Annotated in this window: 17 protein-coding genes; 10 read left to right on the plus strand and 7 right to left on the minus strand. The window is 66.0% G+C overall.

The genetic code is table 11. The features are described from left to right. Window positions 1-14 precede the first annotated feature (14 nt). The 5 genes from rplI to CLN94_RS12130 all read right to left on the minus strand — a co-directional run bounded on the left by rplI (window position 15) and on the right by CLN94_RS12130 (window position 3,943). The gene (gene rplI, locus CLN94_RS12110) at window positions 15-593 is read right to left on the minus strand and encodes a 50S ribosomal protein L9 (protein WP_096434212.1); all 579 of its coding nucleotides are present in this window, start codon (window positions 591-593) and stop codon (window positions 15-17) included. Window positions 594-604: 11 nt separating this feature from the next. Next, window positions 605-829, minus strand: a complete 225-nt coding sequence (gene rpsR / locus CLN94_RS12115; protein WP_096434213.1) for a 30S ribosomal protein S18 — start codon at window positions 827-829, stop codon at window positions 605-607. 20 nt (window positions 830-849) lie between these two features. Then, window positions 850-1,212, minus strand: a complete 363-nt coding sequence (gene rpsF / locus CLN94_RS12120; RefSeq protein WP_096434214.1) for a 30S ribosomal protein S6 — start codon at window positions 1,210-1,212, stop codon at window positions 850-852. A 166-nt stretch (window positions 1,213-1,378) separates the two neighbouring features. Further along, window positions 1,379-2,317 carry a DMT family transporter gene (locus tag CLN94_RS12125; protein ID WP_096434215.1) on the minus strand — a complete coding sequence of 313 codons (939 nt, stop codon included), beginning with the start codon at window positions 2,315-2,317 and terminating at the stop codon, window positions 1,379-1,381. A 69-nt stretch (window positions 2,318-2,386) separates the two neighbouring features. Beyond that, complete coding sequence (locus CLN94_RS12130; protein WP_245845222.1) at window positions 2,387-3,943, minus strand: aldehyde dehydrogenase family protein; 1,557 nt, start codon at window positions 3,941-3,943, stop codon at window positions 2,387-2,389. Window positions 3,944-4,105: 162 nt separating this feature from the next. Here CLN94_RS12130 and modA point away from each other — a divergent pair, with 162 nt between their 5' ends. From modA to modC, 3 genes are read left to right on the plus strand one after another with little or no spacing between them, the layout of a single operon-like run. Further along, entirely contained in the window at window positions 4,106-4,858 is a 753-nt protein-coding gene (modA, locus tag CLN94_RS12135; RefSeq protein WP_096434216.1) for a molybdate ABC transporter substrate-binding protein, read from the plus strand. Beyond that, window positions 4,855-5,565, plus strand: a complete 711-nt coding sequence (gene modB, locus CLN94_RS12140; protein ID WP_096434217.1) for a molybdate ABC transporter permease subunit — start codon at window positions 4,855-4,857, stop codon at window positions 5,563-5,565. Before modA ends, modB begins: the two co-directional genes overlap by 4 nt. Next, window positions 5,565-6,662: a molybdenum ABC transporter ATP-binding protein gene (modC, locus tag CLN94_RS12145; protein WP_425439463.1), complete on the plus strand. Its 1,098-nt coding sequence runs from the start codon at window positions 5,565-5,567 to the stop codon at window positions 6,660-6,662. The genes modB and modC overlap by 1 nt, the downstream gene beginning before the upstream one ends. On the opposite strand, the gene CLN94_RS12150 is transcribed toward modC, so the two are convergent. After that, the gene (locus CLN94_RS12150; protein WP_096434218.1) at window positions 6,663-7,514 is read right to left on the minus strand and encodes a fumarylacetoacetate hydrolase family protein; all 852 of its coding nucleotides are present in this window, start codon (window positions 7,512-7,514) and stop codon (window positions 6,663-6,665) included. Window positions 7,515-7,540: 26 nt separating this feature from the next. Next, window positions 7,541-7,966, minus strand: a complete 426-nt coding sequence (locus CLN94_RS12155) for an autoinducer binding domain-containing protein (RefSeq protein ID WP_096434219.1) — start codon at window positions 7,964-7,966, stop codon at window positions 7,541-7,543. A gap of 20 nt (window positions 7,967-7,986) precedes the next feature. On the opposite strand from CLN94_RS12155, the gene CLN94_RS12160 reads away from it, so the two are divergent. The 7 genes from CLN94_RS12160 to CLN94_RS12190 all read left to right on the plus strand — a co-directional run bounded on the left by CLN94_RS12160 (window position 7,987) and on the right by CLN94_RS12190 (window position 15,241). Continuing rightward, entirely contained in the window at window positions 7,987-8,679 is a 693-nt protein-coding gene (locus CLN94_RS12160; RefSeq protein WP_245845224.1) for a helix-turn-helix transcriptional regulator, read from the plus strand. Window positions 8,680-8,753: 74 nt separating this feature from the next. Then, window positions 8,754-9,425: an acyl-homoserine-lactone synthase gene (locus tag CLN94_RS12165; RefSeq protein ID WP_096434256.1), complete on the plus strand. Its 672-nt coding sequence runs from the start codon at window positions 8,754-8,756 to the stop codon at window positions 9,423-9,425. 279 nt (window positions 9,426-9,704) lie between these two features. After that, the gene (locus CLN94_RS12170; RefSeq protein ID WP_096434221.1) at window positions 9,705-11,294 is read left to right on the plus strand and encodes an ABC transporter substrate-binding protein; all 1,590 of its coding nucleotides are present in this window, start codon (window positions 9,705-9,707) and stop codon (window positions 11,292-11,294) included. Window positions 11,295-11,401: 107 nt separating this feature from the next. After that, on the plus strand, window positions 11,402-12,409 hold the full coding sequence (locus tag CLN94_RS12175) for an ABC transporter permease subunit (RefSeq protein ID WP_096434222.1): 1,008 nt from the start codon (window positions 11,402-11,404) through the stop codon (window positions 12,407-12,409). 1 nt (window position 12,410) lies between these two features. Continuing rightward, on the plus strand, window positions 12,411-13,304 hold the full coding sequence (locus CLN94_RS12180; RefSeq protein ID WP_096434223.1) for an ABC transporter permease subunit: 894 nt from the start codon (window positions 12,411-12,413) through the stop codon (window positions 13,302-13,304). A gap of 3 nt (window positions 13,305-13,307) precedes the next feature. Next, window positions 13,308-14,285: an ABC transporter ATP-binding protein gene (locus tag CLN94_RS12185; RefSeq protein ID WP_096434224.1), complete on the plus strand. Its 978-nt coding sequence runs from the start codon at window positions 13,308-13,310 to the stop codon at window positions 14,283-14,285. Continuing rightward, window positions 14,282-15,241 (plus strand): ABC transporter ATP-binding protein, encoded by a 960-nt coding sequence (locus CLN94_RS12190; RefSeq protein ID WP_096434225.1) that lies wholly within the window; start codon window positions 14,282-14,284, stop codon window positions 15,239-15,241. Before CLN94_RS12185 ends, CLN94_RS12190 begins: the two co-directional genes overlap by 4 nt. The last annotated feature ends 13 nt before the right edge of the window (window positions 15,242-15,254 follow it).

Genomic DNA, 15,254 nt, shown 5'->3' on the forward strand with positions numbered 1-15,254 from the left:
AAAGGTCGGTCCGATTATTCTTCGTCTTCGTCGCCAGCGGCGGCGCCGACTTCGTCGAACAGTTCGGCGATCTCGAACTCGGCCTGGGCGTCAGCCTCGGCGGCGAGTTCCTGGATCGACTTGCCCGAAGCCTGCAGTTCGGCTTCTTCGGCCGAGCGGGCCACGTTCAGAACGATGGTCACGTCGACTTCGGGGTGCAGACGCACGTGCATCTCGTGCAGGCCCAGATCCTTGATCGGGGCTTTCAGAGCGACTTGCTTCTTGTCGACGGTGAAACCAGCGGCGGTGGCGGCCTCGGCGGCGTCACGCGGGGTGACCGAGCCGTAGAGCGAGCCGGCGTCCGACGCCGAACGGATCACGACGAACTGCTGACCGTTGAGCTTCTCGCCCAGAGCCTCGGCCTCTTGCTTGGTCTCGAGGTTGCGGGCTTCGAGCTGGGCTTTCTGGGCTTCGAAGGCCTTGATGTTGGCTTCCGAGGCGCGCAGCGCCTTGCCCTGCGGCAGCAGGTAGTTGCGGCCGTAGCCGTCACGCACGTTGACGACTTCGCCCATCTGGCCAAGCTTGGCCACACGTTCCAGAAGGATGACTTGCATGGTCTCTCTCCTTACTTCACGGCGTAGGGCAGCAGGGCGAGGAAGCGGGCGCGCTTGATGGCGCGGGCCAGTTCACGCTGCTTCTTGGCCGAGACGGCGGTGATGCGGGCCGGGACGATCTTGCCGCGCTCCGAGATGTAGCGCTGCAGAAGACGAACGTCTTTGTAGTCGATTTTCGGCGCGTTCTCGCCCGAGAACGGGCAGACCTTGCGGCGACGGAAAAACGGTTTTGCCATGGTTCTTGCTCCTTACCCGATCAACGACGCTCGCGGCGTTCGCCGCGCGGTTCACGCTCGTCGCGCTTCTGCATCTGGACCGAGGGGCCCTCTTCGTGGGCTTCGACCTTGATGGTCAGAACGCGCATCACGTCGTCATGCAGACGGGCCAGACGCTCCATTTCCTGCACGGCCGACGACGGGGCGTCGGTTTTCAGGAAGGCGTAGTGACCCTTGCGGTTTTTGTTGATCTTGTAGGCCATGGTCTTCACGCCCCAGTATTCGGATTCGACGACTTTGCCGCCGTTGTCCGAGAGGACCGTGGAGAAATGTTCGACAAGGCCTTCGGCCTGCGCGTTGGACAGATCCTGACGCGCAATGAGGACATGCTCGTAAAGCGGCATGTAAGCTCCTGTTTTTCAAGGCGGCTTCAACGGTGGGACCAAGGCTTCCGCAGCCCACCACGAGAGGCATCGCCGGTTACAAGTCACGCGGAAGATGGGGCCTTATACGGGTTTGGCGCGCCGATGCAAGTGAAAAACCCCTGAATTTCCGGGTTTTACGCGGGGTTCAGCGGCTACGGCTTGCACGCCCGGCAACGAGAATTCCGGCGAGGATGGCGGCAAAGCCGACCGCGTGATAGGCTTGCAGATGCTCGCCCAGAAAGATCGAGGACAGCACCGCCCCGTAAACCGGCAAAAGATGGATCGCCATCCCCGCGCGGGCCGGCCCCGCCACGGCGACGCCCCGCATATAGAGCAGATAGGCGAGGATCGAGGGCACGATGCCCACATAGATCAGCGCACCCACCGCTTCGGCGCTCCAGCTGGGCGTGCGCCCCGAGGCGATCTCCCAGATCAGGAAGGGGAGCAACAGGACCAGCGTCACCGCGATCTGCACTTCGAGAAAGCCGATGCGGTTGACCTCGGCCGGGAAGAACCGCAGCCCCATCGTGTAGATCGCCCAGCACACCATCGCCGCGAAGATGATCAGGTCCCCCTGCGAGACTTCCAGCGCGACCAACCGCGACCATTCGCCATGCAGGATCACCACGCCCACCCCGAAAGTTGAGACCATCAACCCCGCGATCTGGCCCAGGTTCAGCGGCTGGCGCCAGAAGATCGCGCCCAGCACGAGGATCAACACCGGGATCGTCGAATTGAGCAGCATCCCGTTCGTCGCCGCCGTCTGCTGCAGCCCCAGATAGACCAGCGAGTTGAAGGCCAGAACGCCCGGCACCGCCAGCGCCACGACCCGCTTCCAATGCCGCCGATACACCGGCCAGTCCCGCCCGATCGCGCGCCAGGCAAAGGGCAAGAGCACCAGCCCCGCGATCAGCCAGCGCCCATACGACAGTGCGAACGGCGGCACCTCGGCGCGGGCGGCGCGGGCAACGATGAAATTCCCCGCCCAGAACAGGGGCGGCAAGGCCAGCGTCAGAAGCCCCAGGATCCCCAGCGCAGGCGCCACCTGCTCGGGCGCGCGCGGATCGGGATTGGTCTTGCTCATGGGACACTCCTCTTTGCGCCAAGCTCTGCGTCATTTTCCCGGCCGGGGCAAGGCCTTGGGCGGCGCGGCTCAGCGCCCGAGGATGCGCGCCATCAACCGGATCCGGCGCGCCTTCATCCCGCGATAGGGCGGCATGAAGCCCCCAAGCGGCGCAAAGCGGTTCTCCAGAACGGGCTTTTCATGGCTGAAGGCCCGGAACCCCCATTCGCCATGCGCCGCCCCGATCCCGGAATTGCCGATCCCGCCAAAGGGCAGATTCAGGTGCATATAATGCGCGAGCGTCACATTGATGCCGACCCCGCCCGACGAGGTCTGCGCGCAGATCGCCTCGATCCGCGCGCGGTCCTTGTCGAAAACATAAAGCGCCAGCGGCTTCGGCCCGGCATTGATCCGCGCGATCACGCCGTCAAGATCGTCAAACGGCACCAGCGGCAGGACCGGCCCGAAAATCTCTTCGCGCATCAGCGCGGCGCCCGGGTTCACATTGCGCAGCACCGTCGGCGCGAGGAACCGCGTCGCCCGGTCGCTCTCGCCGCCCGCGACCAGCTCGGCCCCCGCCGCGCAGGCCTCGTCGATCATCCCCGTCAGCCGCACGAAATGCCGCCCCGAGACGATCCGCGCATAGTCGCGCCCCGCCGCCTGCGCCTCGGGCGTGCGCCCATACATCTTCGCGATCGCGGCTTTCAGCTCGGCCACGAACCGCTTTTCCACCCCGCGCGCGACGTAGACATGGTCGGGTGCGATGCAGGTCTGCCCGGCATTGGCGAACTTGCCCCAGGCGATTGCCCGCGCCGCCGCCTTCAGGTCCGCCCCCTCGCCCACGATCACCGGCGACTTGCCGCCCAGCTCCAGCGTGACCGGCGTCAGATGCCGCGCCGCCGCCGCCATCACCTTGCGCCCGACCTCGGGCGAGCCGGTGAAGAACAGGTGATCGAACGGCAGATCCATCAGCGCCTGCGCCACCCCGACACCGCCTTCGGCCACCCAGACGAAATCGGGCGCGAAGGCCTCCGACACCAGCCGCGCCACCAGCGCCGATGTCGCCGGCGCCAGCTCGGAGGGCTTGATGATCGCCGCATTCCCCGCCGCCAGCGCCGAGACCAGCGGCCCCAGCGCCAGCCCGAACGGGTAGTTCCAGGGCGAGACGATCAGCGCCGTGCCCTTGGGCTCGGGCCGAATCCGCGCCCGCGTGCCAAAGGCGATCAGCGTGCCGCGCGCGCGTTTCGGGCGCATCCAGCGTTTCAGGTGCTTCAGCGTGTGGGCGATCTCGGCCTGAACCGGCATGATCTCGGTCAGGCGCACCTCGGGCTCGGGCTTGCCAAGGTCTTCGGCCAGCGCCGCGATGATCTCCGCCTCACTCTTGCGGATCGCCGCCGAGAGGGTCTTGAGCGCGGTCACCCGGCGCGCGTAATCGAGCCCGGCGCGGCGCGCGGGCGCACCGTCGGCCATCGCCTGAAACCGCGCGGTGATCGCGGCCAAGGGCACATCCGCGGGCGCGGCGGGCTCGGGGCGCGGATCGGCGGGTTTCGGCGCAGGCTTTGCGCCCGCCTCAGGCACAGGTTCGGCCGTGCTCCCGTCGAGCATCTCCGCCACCGCCGCCTCGATCGGATCATCCTGTTGTGCCATCTCTGCCTCCTCCACCCGTTTGCCCAAACTCTTGCCCGACCCGCGCGCGCAGGCAAGCCTGACGAGGCGGCATCGCGCAGCGCTATATCCTTGCGGAAATACCGCTTGCAAGGTCGCCACGCGCAAGCGATATTCCCACCCGAACACAACGAAAGCCTCCCGATGCGCGCAGCCCTCCTGCTTCTGGCCCTCGCCATGCCCCATCCCGCTCTGGCCGAGACCGTCACCGTCTTTGCCGCCGCCTCGCTCAAGACCGCGCTCGACCGCGTGGCCGACGGGTTCGAGGCCGCGACCGGCCATGAGGTGGTGATTTCCTACGCGGGCTCGGGCAAGCTGGCGCTGCAGATCCGCCAAGGTGCGCCCGCGCAGGTGTTCCTTTCGGCCAGCCCCAACTGGATGGAGGCCATCGCCGCCGAAGGGCTCCTGGAGCCCGGCACGCGGCGCGACCTCTTGGGCAACAGCCTCGTGCTGATCGCGCATGACGCGCAGGCCGCACCGATCACGCTGGAGCCGGGCGTGGATCTGGTCACGCCGCTGGATGGCGGCCACCTCGCCACCGCGTTGACCGAGGCTGTTCCGGTCGGTCAATACGCGAAAAGCGCCATGCAATCCCTTGAAATCTGGGACAAAACCGCGCCCCACCTTGCACAATCCGACAATGCGCGCACGGCGCTGGCGCTGGTCGCCAACGGCGAGGCGCCCTATGGCATCGTCTATGCCACCGACGCCCGCGCCGAGCCGCGCGTGCAGGTCGTCGGCACCTTTCCCGCGGGCAGCCACCCCGAGATCACCTATCCCGAGGCGCTGATCGCCCCCGCCTCCGACGCCGCCCGCGCCTTTCACGACTGGCTCGCGGGCCCCGAGGCCGCCGCCGAATTCCGCGCCGAGGGCTTCACCGTGAGGCCCGCGGCATGAGCCTGACCGAGGCGCTCGGCCTGCCGCCCGAGGCGGCGCAGGCGGTCCTGCTGTCGCTGCGCGTGGCGCTGGTGGCGGTGCTGGCCAGCCTGCCCGCCGGGCTGTTCACCGCCTATGCGCTCGCGCGTTGGGAGTTTCCGGGCAAGAGCCTTGTCAACGGGCTCGTGCACCTGCCGCTGATCCTGCCGCCCGTCGTCACCGGCTACCTGCTGTTGCTGACCTTCGGGCGGACCGGCTGGCTTGGCGCGCCGCTGGCCGACCTGGGCATCGTGCTGGCCTTTCGCTGGACGGGCGCGGCGCTGGCGGCGGCGATCATGGCCTTTCCGCTGATGGTGCGCGCGATCCGGCTGGCGATCGAGGCGGTCGATCCGGGGCTGGAAGAGGCCGCCGCCACGCTCGGCGCCTCGACCCCGCGCATCTTCGCCACAATCACCCTGCCCCTGATCCTGCCCGGCATCCTCGCCGGCGCGGTGCTGGCCTTCGCCAAGGCGATGGGCGAGTTCGGCGCGACGATCACCTTCGTCTCGAACATCCCCGGCCAGACCCAGACCCTGCCGACCGCGATCTACAGCTTCCTGCAGGTGCCCGGCGCCGAAGCGACGGTGGCGCGGCTGGTGCTGGTGGCGGTGGCGGTGGCGATGGTCGCGCTGGTGCTCTCGGAATGGGTGGCGCGCCGCGTCGCCGCCCGGATCAAGGGGGCGCGCTGATGTTGGAGATCGAGCTGCACCACCGCATTGAGGATTTCACCCTCGACCTCGCCTTTACCGCGCCCGCCGGGCTGACGGCGCTCTTCGGACGCTCGGGCGCGGGCAAGAGCACGATCGCGCAATCGGTCGCGGGGCTCCTGCGCCCCGAGCGCGGGCGGATCGTGCTGGGCGGCGAGGTATTGCTGGACAGCGCGCGCGGCATCTTCGTGCCGCCGCAACGCCGCCGCATCGGCTATGTGTTTCAGGATGCGCGGTTGTTTCCGCATCTGAGCGTTCGACAAAATCTGATTTATGGCCAAAAACTTGCGCCACGCTCCTTAACCGCACCGCAACTTGACGAGATCGCCGATCTGCTGGGCATCGCGCCGCTGCTGAACCGCCGTCCCGCGCATCTGTCGGGCGGCGAAGTGGCGCGGGTGGCGCTTGGCCGCGCGCTTCTGGCGAACCCGCGCGCGCTGATCCTCGACGAGCCGCTCTCGGCGCTCGACCCCGCCCGCAAGGCCGAGATCCTGCCCTATCTCGAGGGGCTGCGCGACCGCTTCGGCCTGCCGATCCTTTACATCAGCCACGCCCCCGAAGAGCTCGCGCGGCTGGCAACGACGCTGGTGCTGATCGAAGGCGGGCAGCTGCGCGCCGCGGGTCCGGTGGCCGAGGTCTTTGCCACCCCCGCCGCCGCCGCCGTGCTCGGCCCGCGCGAGATCGGCGCGATCCTTGCCGGCACCGTCGCGGGCGCCGAACCCGACGGGCTGATGCGGGTGGAAACCGCCGGCGGGCCGATCTTTCTGGACCAGCCGGGGCTCGTGCCCGGGCAACGGATCGGGCTGCATATCCACGCCTCCGACGTGACGCTGGCGCTCACGCGGCCCGAGGGGATCTCGGCCCTGAACCTGTTGCAGGCGCGGATTTCCGAGGTGATCGAGGCGCCCGGCGCCTCGGCCCATGTGCGCCTTGATCTGGGCGATCAGCGGCTGCTGGCCAAGGTCACGCGGCGCTCGGTCGCGGCGCTGGGGCTACGACCGGGCCTGCCGGTCTGGGCGCTGGTGAAATCGGTCTCGATGGCCGCCGAGGATGTGACCGCGCGCGGCACGCCGGGCTGATTAGCCCAGCGGGTCGGCGACGACCTCTTGGCGCTGGCGACCGAGCCCCTCGACCTCAAGTTCCAGCACATCGCCCGCCCGCAGGTAGCGCGGCGGTTTCATCCCCATGCCGACGCCCGGCGGCGTGCCGGTCGAGACGATATCACCCGGCTCCAGCGTCATGAACCGCGACAGGTAGGACACGAGGAACCCCACGCCGTAAACCATCGTGCGCGTCGAGCCCTGCTGCATCACCTGCCCTGAGACCGTGCAGCGCATCGCCAGATCCTGCGGGTCGGCAACCGCGTCGCGGGTCACGAGCCAGGGCCCGACCGGCCCGAAATGGTCATAGCTCTTGCCCTTGGTCCATTGCCCCGCATGCTCGATCTGGAAGCTGCGCTCCGAGACATCATTCGCGATCATGTAGCCCGCGACATGCTCCATCGCGCGCTCCTCGGGCACGTGACGGGCGCGCTTGCCGATGACAAAGGCCAGCTCCACCTCCCAGTCGGTTTTTTCCGAGCCGGGCGGGATCAGGACCGGGTCATCGGGGCCGCAGATCGCCGAGGTGGCCTTCATGAAGATCACCGGCTCGGGCGGCACCTCCATACCGGATTCAGCCGCGTGATCGGCATAATTCAGGCCGATGCAGATGAACTTGCCCACGCCCGCGACCGGAGGCCCCAGCCGCGCCCCCTCGGGCACTTGCGGCAGCACCAGCGGATCGAGCGCGCGCAACATCGCCAGCCCCTGATCCGACAGCACCGCGCCGCCGATATCGGGCACCAACCCGCTCAGGTCACGCAGCGTGCCATCCGACGCCAGAATCCCCGGACGCTCCGCCCCGGGCTGCCCAAAACGCACCAGTTTCATCGAATCCCCCTTTGACCCGGCTGCGCTCACTCCACGTCGGCGGTCAGATCGTGCAACTTCTGCGTGAGGTTGAGAAAATACCCGGCCTCTTGCGTCGAGAAGGGGCCGGAGCTGCGCGAGAAGCCCGAAATCGTCCGCGACGACGCCGGACCGACCGAACAGGTCACGCCATTGTGGATGCCAAAACTCTTGGCCTTGGTCAGAATCCCCTCGGGATCGGGGAGGTCATACCAATAGACAAAGCCCGAATTCTGCATGCCCCAGATCACCACGGGATCACGTATCATCATGCCCTGCCTGGAATATTCCTCCAGCCAGGCGTCATCATAGGTGCGCAGCAGGATCGCTGGCCGCGTGAACCGGATATGCAGCGCAAAGGCGTAGCCCGTATCGCAGAGATCCGCCAACTCCTCGCGGATCGCCTCCATGACTGTAAGATTTTCAGTTTTCATACACGAATTTCGCCTCTAAGGTGTATCGCGCCTTCAATGATGAACCGCAACACAACCAAAGACTAGTTTTGCAGCACCAGCTTCGCAACAAGTTTGAACCCATGGCATCCCTGAGCGATCAGCGGGATTTCTTCGCCGACCTTGCGCCGGCCGGGTTTTATGTTGCCCTGCGGGTCGGTTACGCCTTCCCCGAGGAAGACCTGAACGAATTGCCGCAGCGCTGGGTCGACACCTATACCGAGCGCGGGCTGGTCGTCTTCGATCCGGTGATGCGCTGGATCTATTCGACCGTCGGGGTCACCCGCTGGAGCGAGATTACCGAGCATGATCCCGCCGGCATCCTGCCGCTCGCGCGCACGCTGGGGCTGAAATATGCCGCCACCGCGTCTTACACGCGCCCGAACGACGCCGGGCTGCGCAGCTATGCCACGCTGTTTCGCACGGACCGGGAATTCACCGAAGCCGAGATGGAGGCGCTCTGCCGGATGGTGAGCCGCTTGCATTGCGCCGGCGCCGAGCAGCCCAAGCTGACAGCCGCCGAAATCGAGGCAATCCGGATGCAGGCGGATGGCCTGCGCATCAAGCAGATCGCCGGAGAACTTGGCATTTCCGACTCCGCGGTCAAGGCACGCCTCGCCGGCGCGAAACGCAAACTTGGCGCAAAAACACCGTCGGAACTCCTCAAAATTGCAACTCAAAAGAGATTGTTTTAAGAAAATTACTATCGTTATTGGTGTAAATTTAGGAAATACGTGCTTGGAATTGCCTATCCAGAATGGAGGGCAACATGCACAATATCACGTTCGATTTTTCCGATCTTCACCGCCACGGCTCGGCGTTTTACGACTTCCTTAAACTTCGCAAGAAGGTCTTTGTTGACCAGCTCGGGTGGGATGTTCCCCATGACGCGCAGGTCGAGATGGACCAGTACGACACCCCCGTCGCGCATTACTCGCTGGTGGTCGACGAGGATGGCGAGGTGGTCGGCGGCGCGCGCGCGATGGCCACGACCGCAATGTGGGGGGTGCATAGCTACATGCTGCGGGACGCCCATCTCGGCAAGCTCAAGTATATCCCGCCGGAAATCCTGCCCCATGACATCGCCACCCCCGAGGTCTGGGAATGCACGCGGCTGGTGATTGCCGACAAGCTGACCACCCACGAGGCCCGCGCGGCCTGTCTGCGGATGATCGTCGACGGTTTGGTCGAGCGCGCCCGTGCGCAGGGCGCCACCGAGATGATCTGTCTGTCGTCGATCGCGCTGATGCGCGCGTTGCGCCAGATCGGCTACGATGTCACCCGCGCCGGGCCGACCTATCGCAACGACGAAGACGGGCGGGTCTATGCCGCGCTGCGGATGCCGGCGGAGTTCGCGCATCGCGAAACCATGCCGCTGGTCGCCGCGCAGGCACATGCCACGATGGCCGAGGGATTCGGCTCGACCCGGCACGCGGCCTGAGTCGCGCCACCGCGCGACAAACTTACCTTGGGGCAGCCCGCGAAACCTTTGATTTGCGGGCGTCTCCGGGGTGTTGCAATTTATTTACCACTCGATCAAAGATGGTGCAGCCCGACCGACGCCCCGGCGCCGGCCGCTGGCTTTGCGACAGAAGGGGGCCCAAGCCCTCCGTTCAGGGGCAGAGATCGAACCGCCGACGGACACGCCACAGAAGCGCGCCGTCGCGGCAAGGCTGGAAACGACCGGTCGGGCTCAATCCAATCCAACAGGGAGTTTCCCATGCAGTTTCGCACATTCCTGACCACCACCAGCCTCTTGCTGGCGATGGCAGGCGCGGCCTCGGCCCAGACGCTGGTCTATTGCTCGGAAGGGTCGCCCGAAGGCTTCGACCCGGCGCTTTACACCTCGGGCACGACCTTCGACGCCTCGGGCCAGACGGTCTATTCGCGCCTCGTCGAATTCAAGACCGGCACCACCGAAGTGGTCCCCGGCCTCGCCGAAAGCTATGAAGCCTCCGCCGACGGGCTGGAATACACCTTCCACCTGCGTCCGGGCGTCAAGTTCCACTCGACCGAGTTCTTCACCCCCACCCGCGACCTCAACGCCGATGACGTGATCTTCTCCTTCGAGCGTCAGCTGAGCAAGGAGCACCCCTATAATGGCGTTTCGGGCGGCACCTGGGAATATTTCGAAGGCATGTCGATGGGCGACCTGATCAAGTCGATCGAGAAGGTCGACGATCTGACCGTCAAATTCGTGCTGAACCGCCCCGAAGCCCCCTTCATCGCCAATATGGCGATGGATTTCGCCTCGATCCTCTCGGCTGAATATGCCGATGCGATGGCGGCCGCTGGCACCCCCGAGATGCTGAACCAGCAGCCGATCGGCACCGGCCCGTTCCAGTTCGTCGCCTATCAGAAGGACGCGGTGATCCGTTACACCAAGAACCCGGACTTCTACCGCGAGGGCCTGCCGAAGCTCGACAACCTCGTCTTCGCGATCACGCCCGACGCCTCGGTGCGCTATCAGAAGCTGCAGGCGGGCGAATGCCATGTCATGCCCTACCCGAACCCCGCTGACATCGAAGGCATCAAGGCCAATCCCGATGTCGTGCTGATGGAGCAGGAAGGCCTGAACGTCGGCTACCTCGCCTATAACACCAAGGTTGCGCCCTTCGACAACCCGATGGTGCGCAAGGCGCTGAACATGGCGATCGACAAGCAGGCGATCATCGACGTGGTGTTCCAGGGCTCGGGCCAGGCTGCGAAAAACCCGATCCCGCCGACCATGTGGTCGTATAACGACGCGGTCGAGGACGACGCGTTCGACCCCGAAGCCGCCAAGGCGATGCTGGCCGAAGCCGGTGTCTCGGACCTGTCGATGAAGATCTGGGCGATGCCGGTTCAGCGCCCCTACAACCCGAACGCGCGCCGCATGGCCGAGCTGATCCAGGCCGATTTCGCCAAGATCGGCGTCAATGTCGAGATCGTCTCCTATGAATGGGGCGAATACCTCGACCGCTCGAAGGCCGAAGACCGCGATGGCGCGGTGCTGCTCGGCTGGACCGGCGACAATGGCGACCCGGACAACTTCCTCGCGGTGCTTCTGGGTTGTGACGGCGTGGGCGGTTCGAACCGCGCGCAATGGTGCTACCAGCCGTTCGAGGACGCGATCCAGAAGGCGAAAACCGTGACCAGCGCCGAAGAGCGCACCGCGCTTTACGAAGAGGCGCAGGTGATCTTCAAGGAGCAGGCGCCTTGGGCCACGATCGCGCATTCGGTCGTGTTCATGCCGATGCGTCCCGAAGTGGAGGGCTACAAGGTCCACCCGCTCGGCTCGCATATCTTCACCGAAGTCGGCCTGAAGTGATCCGACGCTGACGAAACCGGGCGGCGGCCGGGCAACCGGCCCCGCCCTTTCATATCCGCGAAAAGCCACATGTCCCCTGACCATCCAGCCCGTCGCGAGGCGCCCTGATGTTGCGCTATCTGCTCTCAAAGCTGCTGACCTTCGTGCCGACCTTCATCGGCGTCACGCTGATTTCCTTTGCCTTCATCCGCGCCCTACCCGGTGATCCGATCATCGTGATGGCGGGCGAGCGCGGCGTGACGCCCGAGCGCTACAAGGAGCTGGTCGAGCAATTCGGCTATGACCGCCCGATCCTGGTGCAATTCTGGGATTACCTGACGGGCGTGCTGCAGGGCGACCTTGGCACCTCTTTCGTGACGAAAAAACCGGTCTGGAACGAGTTCTTCGCGCTCTTTCCGGCCACGCTCGAACTGTCGATCTGCGCGATCATCATCGCGATTGCCCTGGGCATTCCGGCGGGCGTGATCGCGGCCACCCATCGCGGCAAGTTCTTTGACCGGGCGCTGATGTCGACGGCGCTGATCGGCTATTCGATGCCGATCTTCTGGTGGGCGTTGCTGCTGATCATCGTGTTCTCGGGCAACCTGCACTGGACGCCGGTCTCGGGGCGGATCGACCTGCTTTACTATTTCAAGGACGTCACCGGCTTCATGCTGATCGACAGCCTGCTGTCGGGACAGAAAGGCGCCTTCGCCTCGGCGGTCTCGCATCTGGTGCTGCCCTCGATCGTGCTGGCGACGATCCCCTTGGCGGTGATCGCGCGCCAGACCCGCTCGGCGATGCTTGAAGTGCTCTCCGAAGACTACATCCGCACCGCGCGCGCCAAGGGCCTCTCGCCCCTGCGCGTGAACGGGCTGCATGCGCTACGCAATGCGATGATCCCGGTGATTACCGTGATCGGCCTCTCGGTCGGCACGCTGCTGGCCGGCGCGATCCTGACCGAAACGATCTTCAGCTGGCCGGGCATCGGCAAGTGGATGGTCGACAGCATCTTCCGCCGCGACTACCCGGTGGTGCAGGGGGGATTGTTGCTGGTGGCGGTGGCCGTGATGGTCGTGAACCTCGTCGTGGACCTGCTCTACGGCCTCATCAACCCCAAGATCCGGAAGCGCTGAGATGGCCGAGACCACCACCAACACCCCCGCCCGCCCCGGCCGCCTGCGCGAATTCTGGCGCTATTTCCGCGAGAACCGCGGCGCGGTGATCGGACTTTACGTCTTTGCCGCCTTCGTCGCGTTGGCCTTGGGCGCGGATCTGATCGCGCCGCATGACCCGACCGTGCAGGACCGCACCGCCACCCTCCTGCCCCCGGCCTGGTCCGAGGGCGGCAGCTGGAGCTTCCCGCTCGGCACCGACCCTCTGGGCCGCGACATCCTCTCGCGGCTGCTGCATGGCGCGCGCTACTCGTTCTTTGTCGGCATTGTCGTCGTGGTGATCGCCGCGACCGGCGGCATCCTGCTGGGGCTGATCGCGGGCTTCGCGCCGAAATGGCTCGACACCATCATCATGCGGATCATGGACATCATCCTGTCCTTCCCCTCGCTCCTGCTGGCGCTGGTGCTGGTGGCCATTCTGGGCCCGTCGCTCCTGAACGCTATGATCGCCATCGCGATCGTGCTGCAGCCCCATTACGTGCGCCTCACCCGCGCCGCCGTGATGACCGAGCGCACCAAGGATTACGTCGTCTCGGCCCGCGTCGCGGGCGCGGGACGCGCGCGGCTGATGTTCATCACCGTGCTGCCGAACTGCCTTGCGCCGATCATCGTGCAGGCCGCGCTGAGCTTTTCGAACGCGATCCTTGATGTTGCCGCGCTCGGGTTTCTGGGCATGGGCGCGCAGCCGCCGACGCCAGAATGGGGCACGATGCTGGCCGAGGCGCGCGAGTTCATCCTGCGCGCCTGGTGGGTGGTGACCTTCCCGGGCCTCGCGATCCTGATCACGGTCCTGTCGATCAACCTGATGGGCGACGGTTTGCGCGACGCGCTCGATCCGAAGCTGAAGCGGAGCTGAGCCATGGCCCTTCTCTCCATCCGCAATCTCTCCGTCGAATTCGCCACCGCCGCCGGGCCCTTCCGCGCCGTCGACGGCGTCGATCTGACCGTGGACCAAGGCGATGTTCTGGCGATCGTGGGCGAATCCGGCTCGGGCAAATCGGTCTCGATGCTGGCGATGATGGGGCTTCTGCCCTGGACCGCCACGATCACCGCCGATGAAATGAGCTTCGACGGCCGCGACATCCGCAGGCTTTCGGCACGCGAACGGCGCAAGGTGATCGGCCGCGACATGGCGATGATCTTTCAAGAGCCGATGTCGTCGCTCAACCCCTGCTTCACCGTCGGCTTCCAGATCAAGGAAGCCCTGCGTCAGCACCTCAACCTCGATCGCGCGCAGCGCCACGCCCGCGCCATCGAGCTGATGGATCTGGTCGGCATTCCGGCCCCGGAAAAGCGGCTTTCCGCCTTTCCGCACCAGCTCTCGGGCGGCATGAGCCAGCGCGTGATGATCGCGATGGCGCTGGCCTGCAAGCCGCGCCTCCTGATCGCCGATGAACCGACCACGGCGCTCGATGTGACGATCCAGGCGCAGATCCTCGATTTGTTGAGCGACCTGCAAAAGGAAACCGGCATGGCGCTGATCCTGATCACCCATGACATGGGCGTGGTCGCGGAAACCGCGCAGCGTGTGCAGGTGCAATACGCAGGCCAGAAGGTCGAGGAGCAGCCGGTCGAAGGCCTCTTTGCCACGCCCCATCATCCCTACACGGCGGCGCTTCTGGCCGCCCTGCCCGAGCGCGCTACCACCCGCCGCCTGCCCACCATTCCGGGCGTCGTACCGGGCCAGTATGACCGCCCGGCAGGCTGCCTGTTCGCGCCGCGCTGCGCCAAGGCCACCGAGATCTGCCACAGCACCCGCGCGCCCGTGCAGGGCGCCGAGCTGGGCCTTGCGCGCTGCCACCACCCCGTCACCCAGCCCGAAGAGGCCACCCAATGACCGCCCCCGTCATCATCGCCGAAAACCTCGCGCGCCATTACGTCGTGGGCGGCGGGCTGTTCTCGAAACCGCAGGTCGTCAAGGCGTTGTCGGAGGCGAGCTTTTCGATCGAACCGGGCAAGACGCTTGCGGTCGTGGGCGAGTCCGGTTGCGGGAAATCGACGCTCGCGCGGCTTGTCACCCTGATCGAAGAGCCGACCGCCGGCACGCTGAGAATCGACGGCAAGGCGGCCACGCCCGACACCTGGGCGAGCCTGCGCGCCTCGGTGCAGATCGTGTTTCAGGACCCTTACGGCTCGCTCAACCTGCGCCACCGCATCGGCGCCATCCTTGAGGAACCGCTGAGAATCAACCGCCCGCAGATGCCCGCGGCCGAGCGGCAGGCGAAAGCGCGCGAGATGATGGCGCTGGTCGGCCTGCGCCCCGAGCATTACGACCGTTTCCCGCATATGTTCTCGGGCGGGCAGCGCCAGCGCATCGCCATTGCCCGTGCGCTGATGCTGGAGCCAAAACTGCTGGTGCTGGACGAACCCGTGTCGGCGCTGGACCTCTCGATCCAGTCGCAGGTGCTGAACCTGTTGATGGACCTGCAAGAGCGGCTCGATCTGGCCTATCTGTTCATCTCGCACGACCTCTCGGTGGTGCGCCACATGGCGGACGAAGTAATCGTGATGTATCTGGGCCGGCCGGTGGAATATGGCACGCGCGATCAGGTGTTCGAGGCGCCGCGCCACCCCTACACCAAGGCCCTTTTGTCCGCGACACCCACGACCGAGCCGCATCTGCGCCGCGAGCGGATCAAGCTGGAAGGCGAGCTGCCCTCGCCGCTCAATGTGCCCGAAGGTTGCCCCTTCGCGCCGCGCTGCTGGAAGGCGCAGGATCTCTGCCGCCAGACCCGGCCCGAGCTGGGCGACGGCGCGCATCCGGCGGCCTGTCACTTCCCCGAGGGGCATTAACCTTTTGCGGAAA

Source organism: Pseudothioclava arenosa, from assembly GCF_002358085.1.
Taxonomy (GTDB): domain Bacteria; phylum Pseudomonadota; class Alphaproteobacteria; order Rhodobacterales; family Rhodobacteraceae; genus Pseudothioclava; species Pseudothioclava arenosa.

Coding starts and splice junctions, on each gene's coding strand:
- rplI (WP_096434212.1), bottom strand. CDS start 593: ATGCAAGTCATCCTTCTGGAACGTGTGGCCAAGCTTGGCCAGATGGGC.
- rpsR (WP_096434213.1), bottom strand. CDS start 829: ATGGCAAAACCGTTTTTCCGTCGCCGCAAGGTCTGCCCGTTCTCGGGC.
- rpsF (WP_096434214.1), bottom strand. CDS start 1,212: ATGCCGCTTTACGAGCATGTCCTCATTGCGCGTCAGGATCTGTCCAAC.
- CLN94_RS12125 (WP_096434215.1), bottom strand. CDS start 2,317: ATGAGCAAGACCAATCCCGATCCGCGCGCGCCCGAGCAGGTGGCGCCT.
- CLN94_RS12130 (WP_245845222.1), bottom strand. CDS start 3,943: ATGGCACAACAGGATGATCCGATCGAGGCGGCGGTGGCGGAGATGCTC.
- modA (WP_096434216.1), top strand. CDS start 4,106: ATGCGCGCAGCCCTCCTGCTTCTGGCCCTCGCCATGCCCCATCCCGCT.
- modB (WP_096434217.1), top strand. CDS start 4,855: ATGAGCCTGACCGAGGCGCTCGGCCTGCCGCCCGAGGCGGCGCAGGCG.
- modC (WP_425439463.1), top strand. CDS start 5,565: ATGTTGGAGATCGAGCTGCACCACCGCATTGAGGATTTCACCCTCGAC.
- CLN94_RS12150 (WP_096434218.1), bottom strand. CDS start 7,514: ATGAAACTGGTGCGTTTTGGGCAGCCCGGGGCGGAGCGTCCGGGGATT.
- CLN94_RS12155 (WP_096434219.1), bottom strand. CDS start 7,966: ATGAAAACTGAAAATCTTACAGTCATGGAGGCGATCCGCGAGGAGTTG.
- CLN94_RS12165 (WP_096434256.1), top strand. CDS start 8,754: ATGCACAATATCACGTTCGATTTTTCCGATCTTCACCGCCACGGCTCG.
- CLN94_RS12170 (WP_096434221.1), top strand. CDS start 9,705: ATGCAGTTTCGCACATTCCTGACCACCACCAGCCTCTTGCTGGCGATG.
- CLN94_RS12175 (WP_096434222.1), top strand. CDS start 11,402: ATGTTGCGCTATCTGCTCTCAAAGCTGCTGACCTTCGTGCCGACCTTC.
- CLN94_RS12180 (WP_096434223.1), top strand. CDS start 12,411: ATGGCCGAGACCACCACCAACACCCCCGCCCGCCCCGGCCGCCTGCGC.
- CLN94_RS12185 (WP_096434224.1), top strand. CDS start 13,308: ATGGCCCTTCTCTCCATCCGCAATCTCTCCGTCGAATTCGCCACCGCC.
- CLN94_RS12190 (WP_096434225.1), top strand. CDS start 14,282: ATGACCGCCCCCGTCATCATCGCCGAAAACCTCGCGCGCCATTACGTC.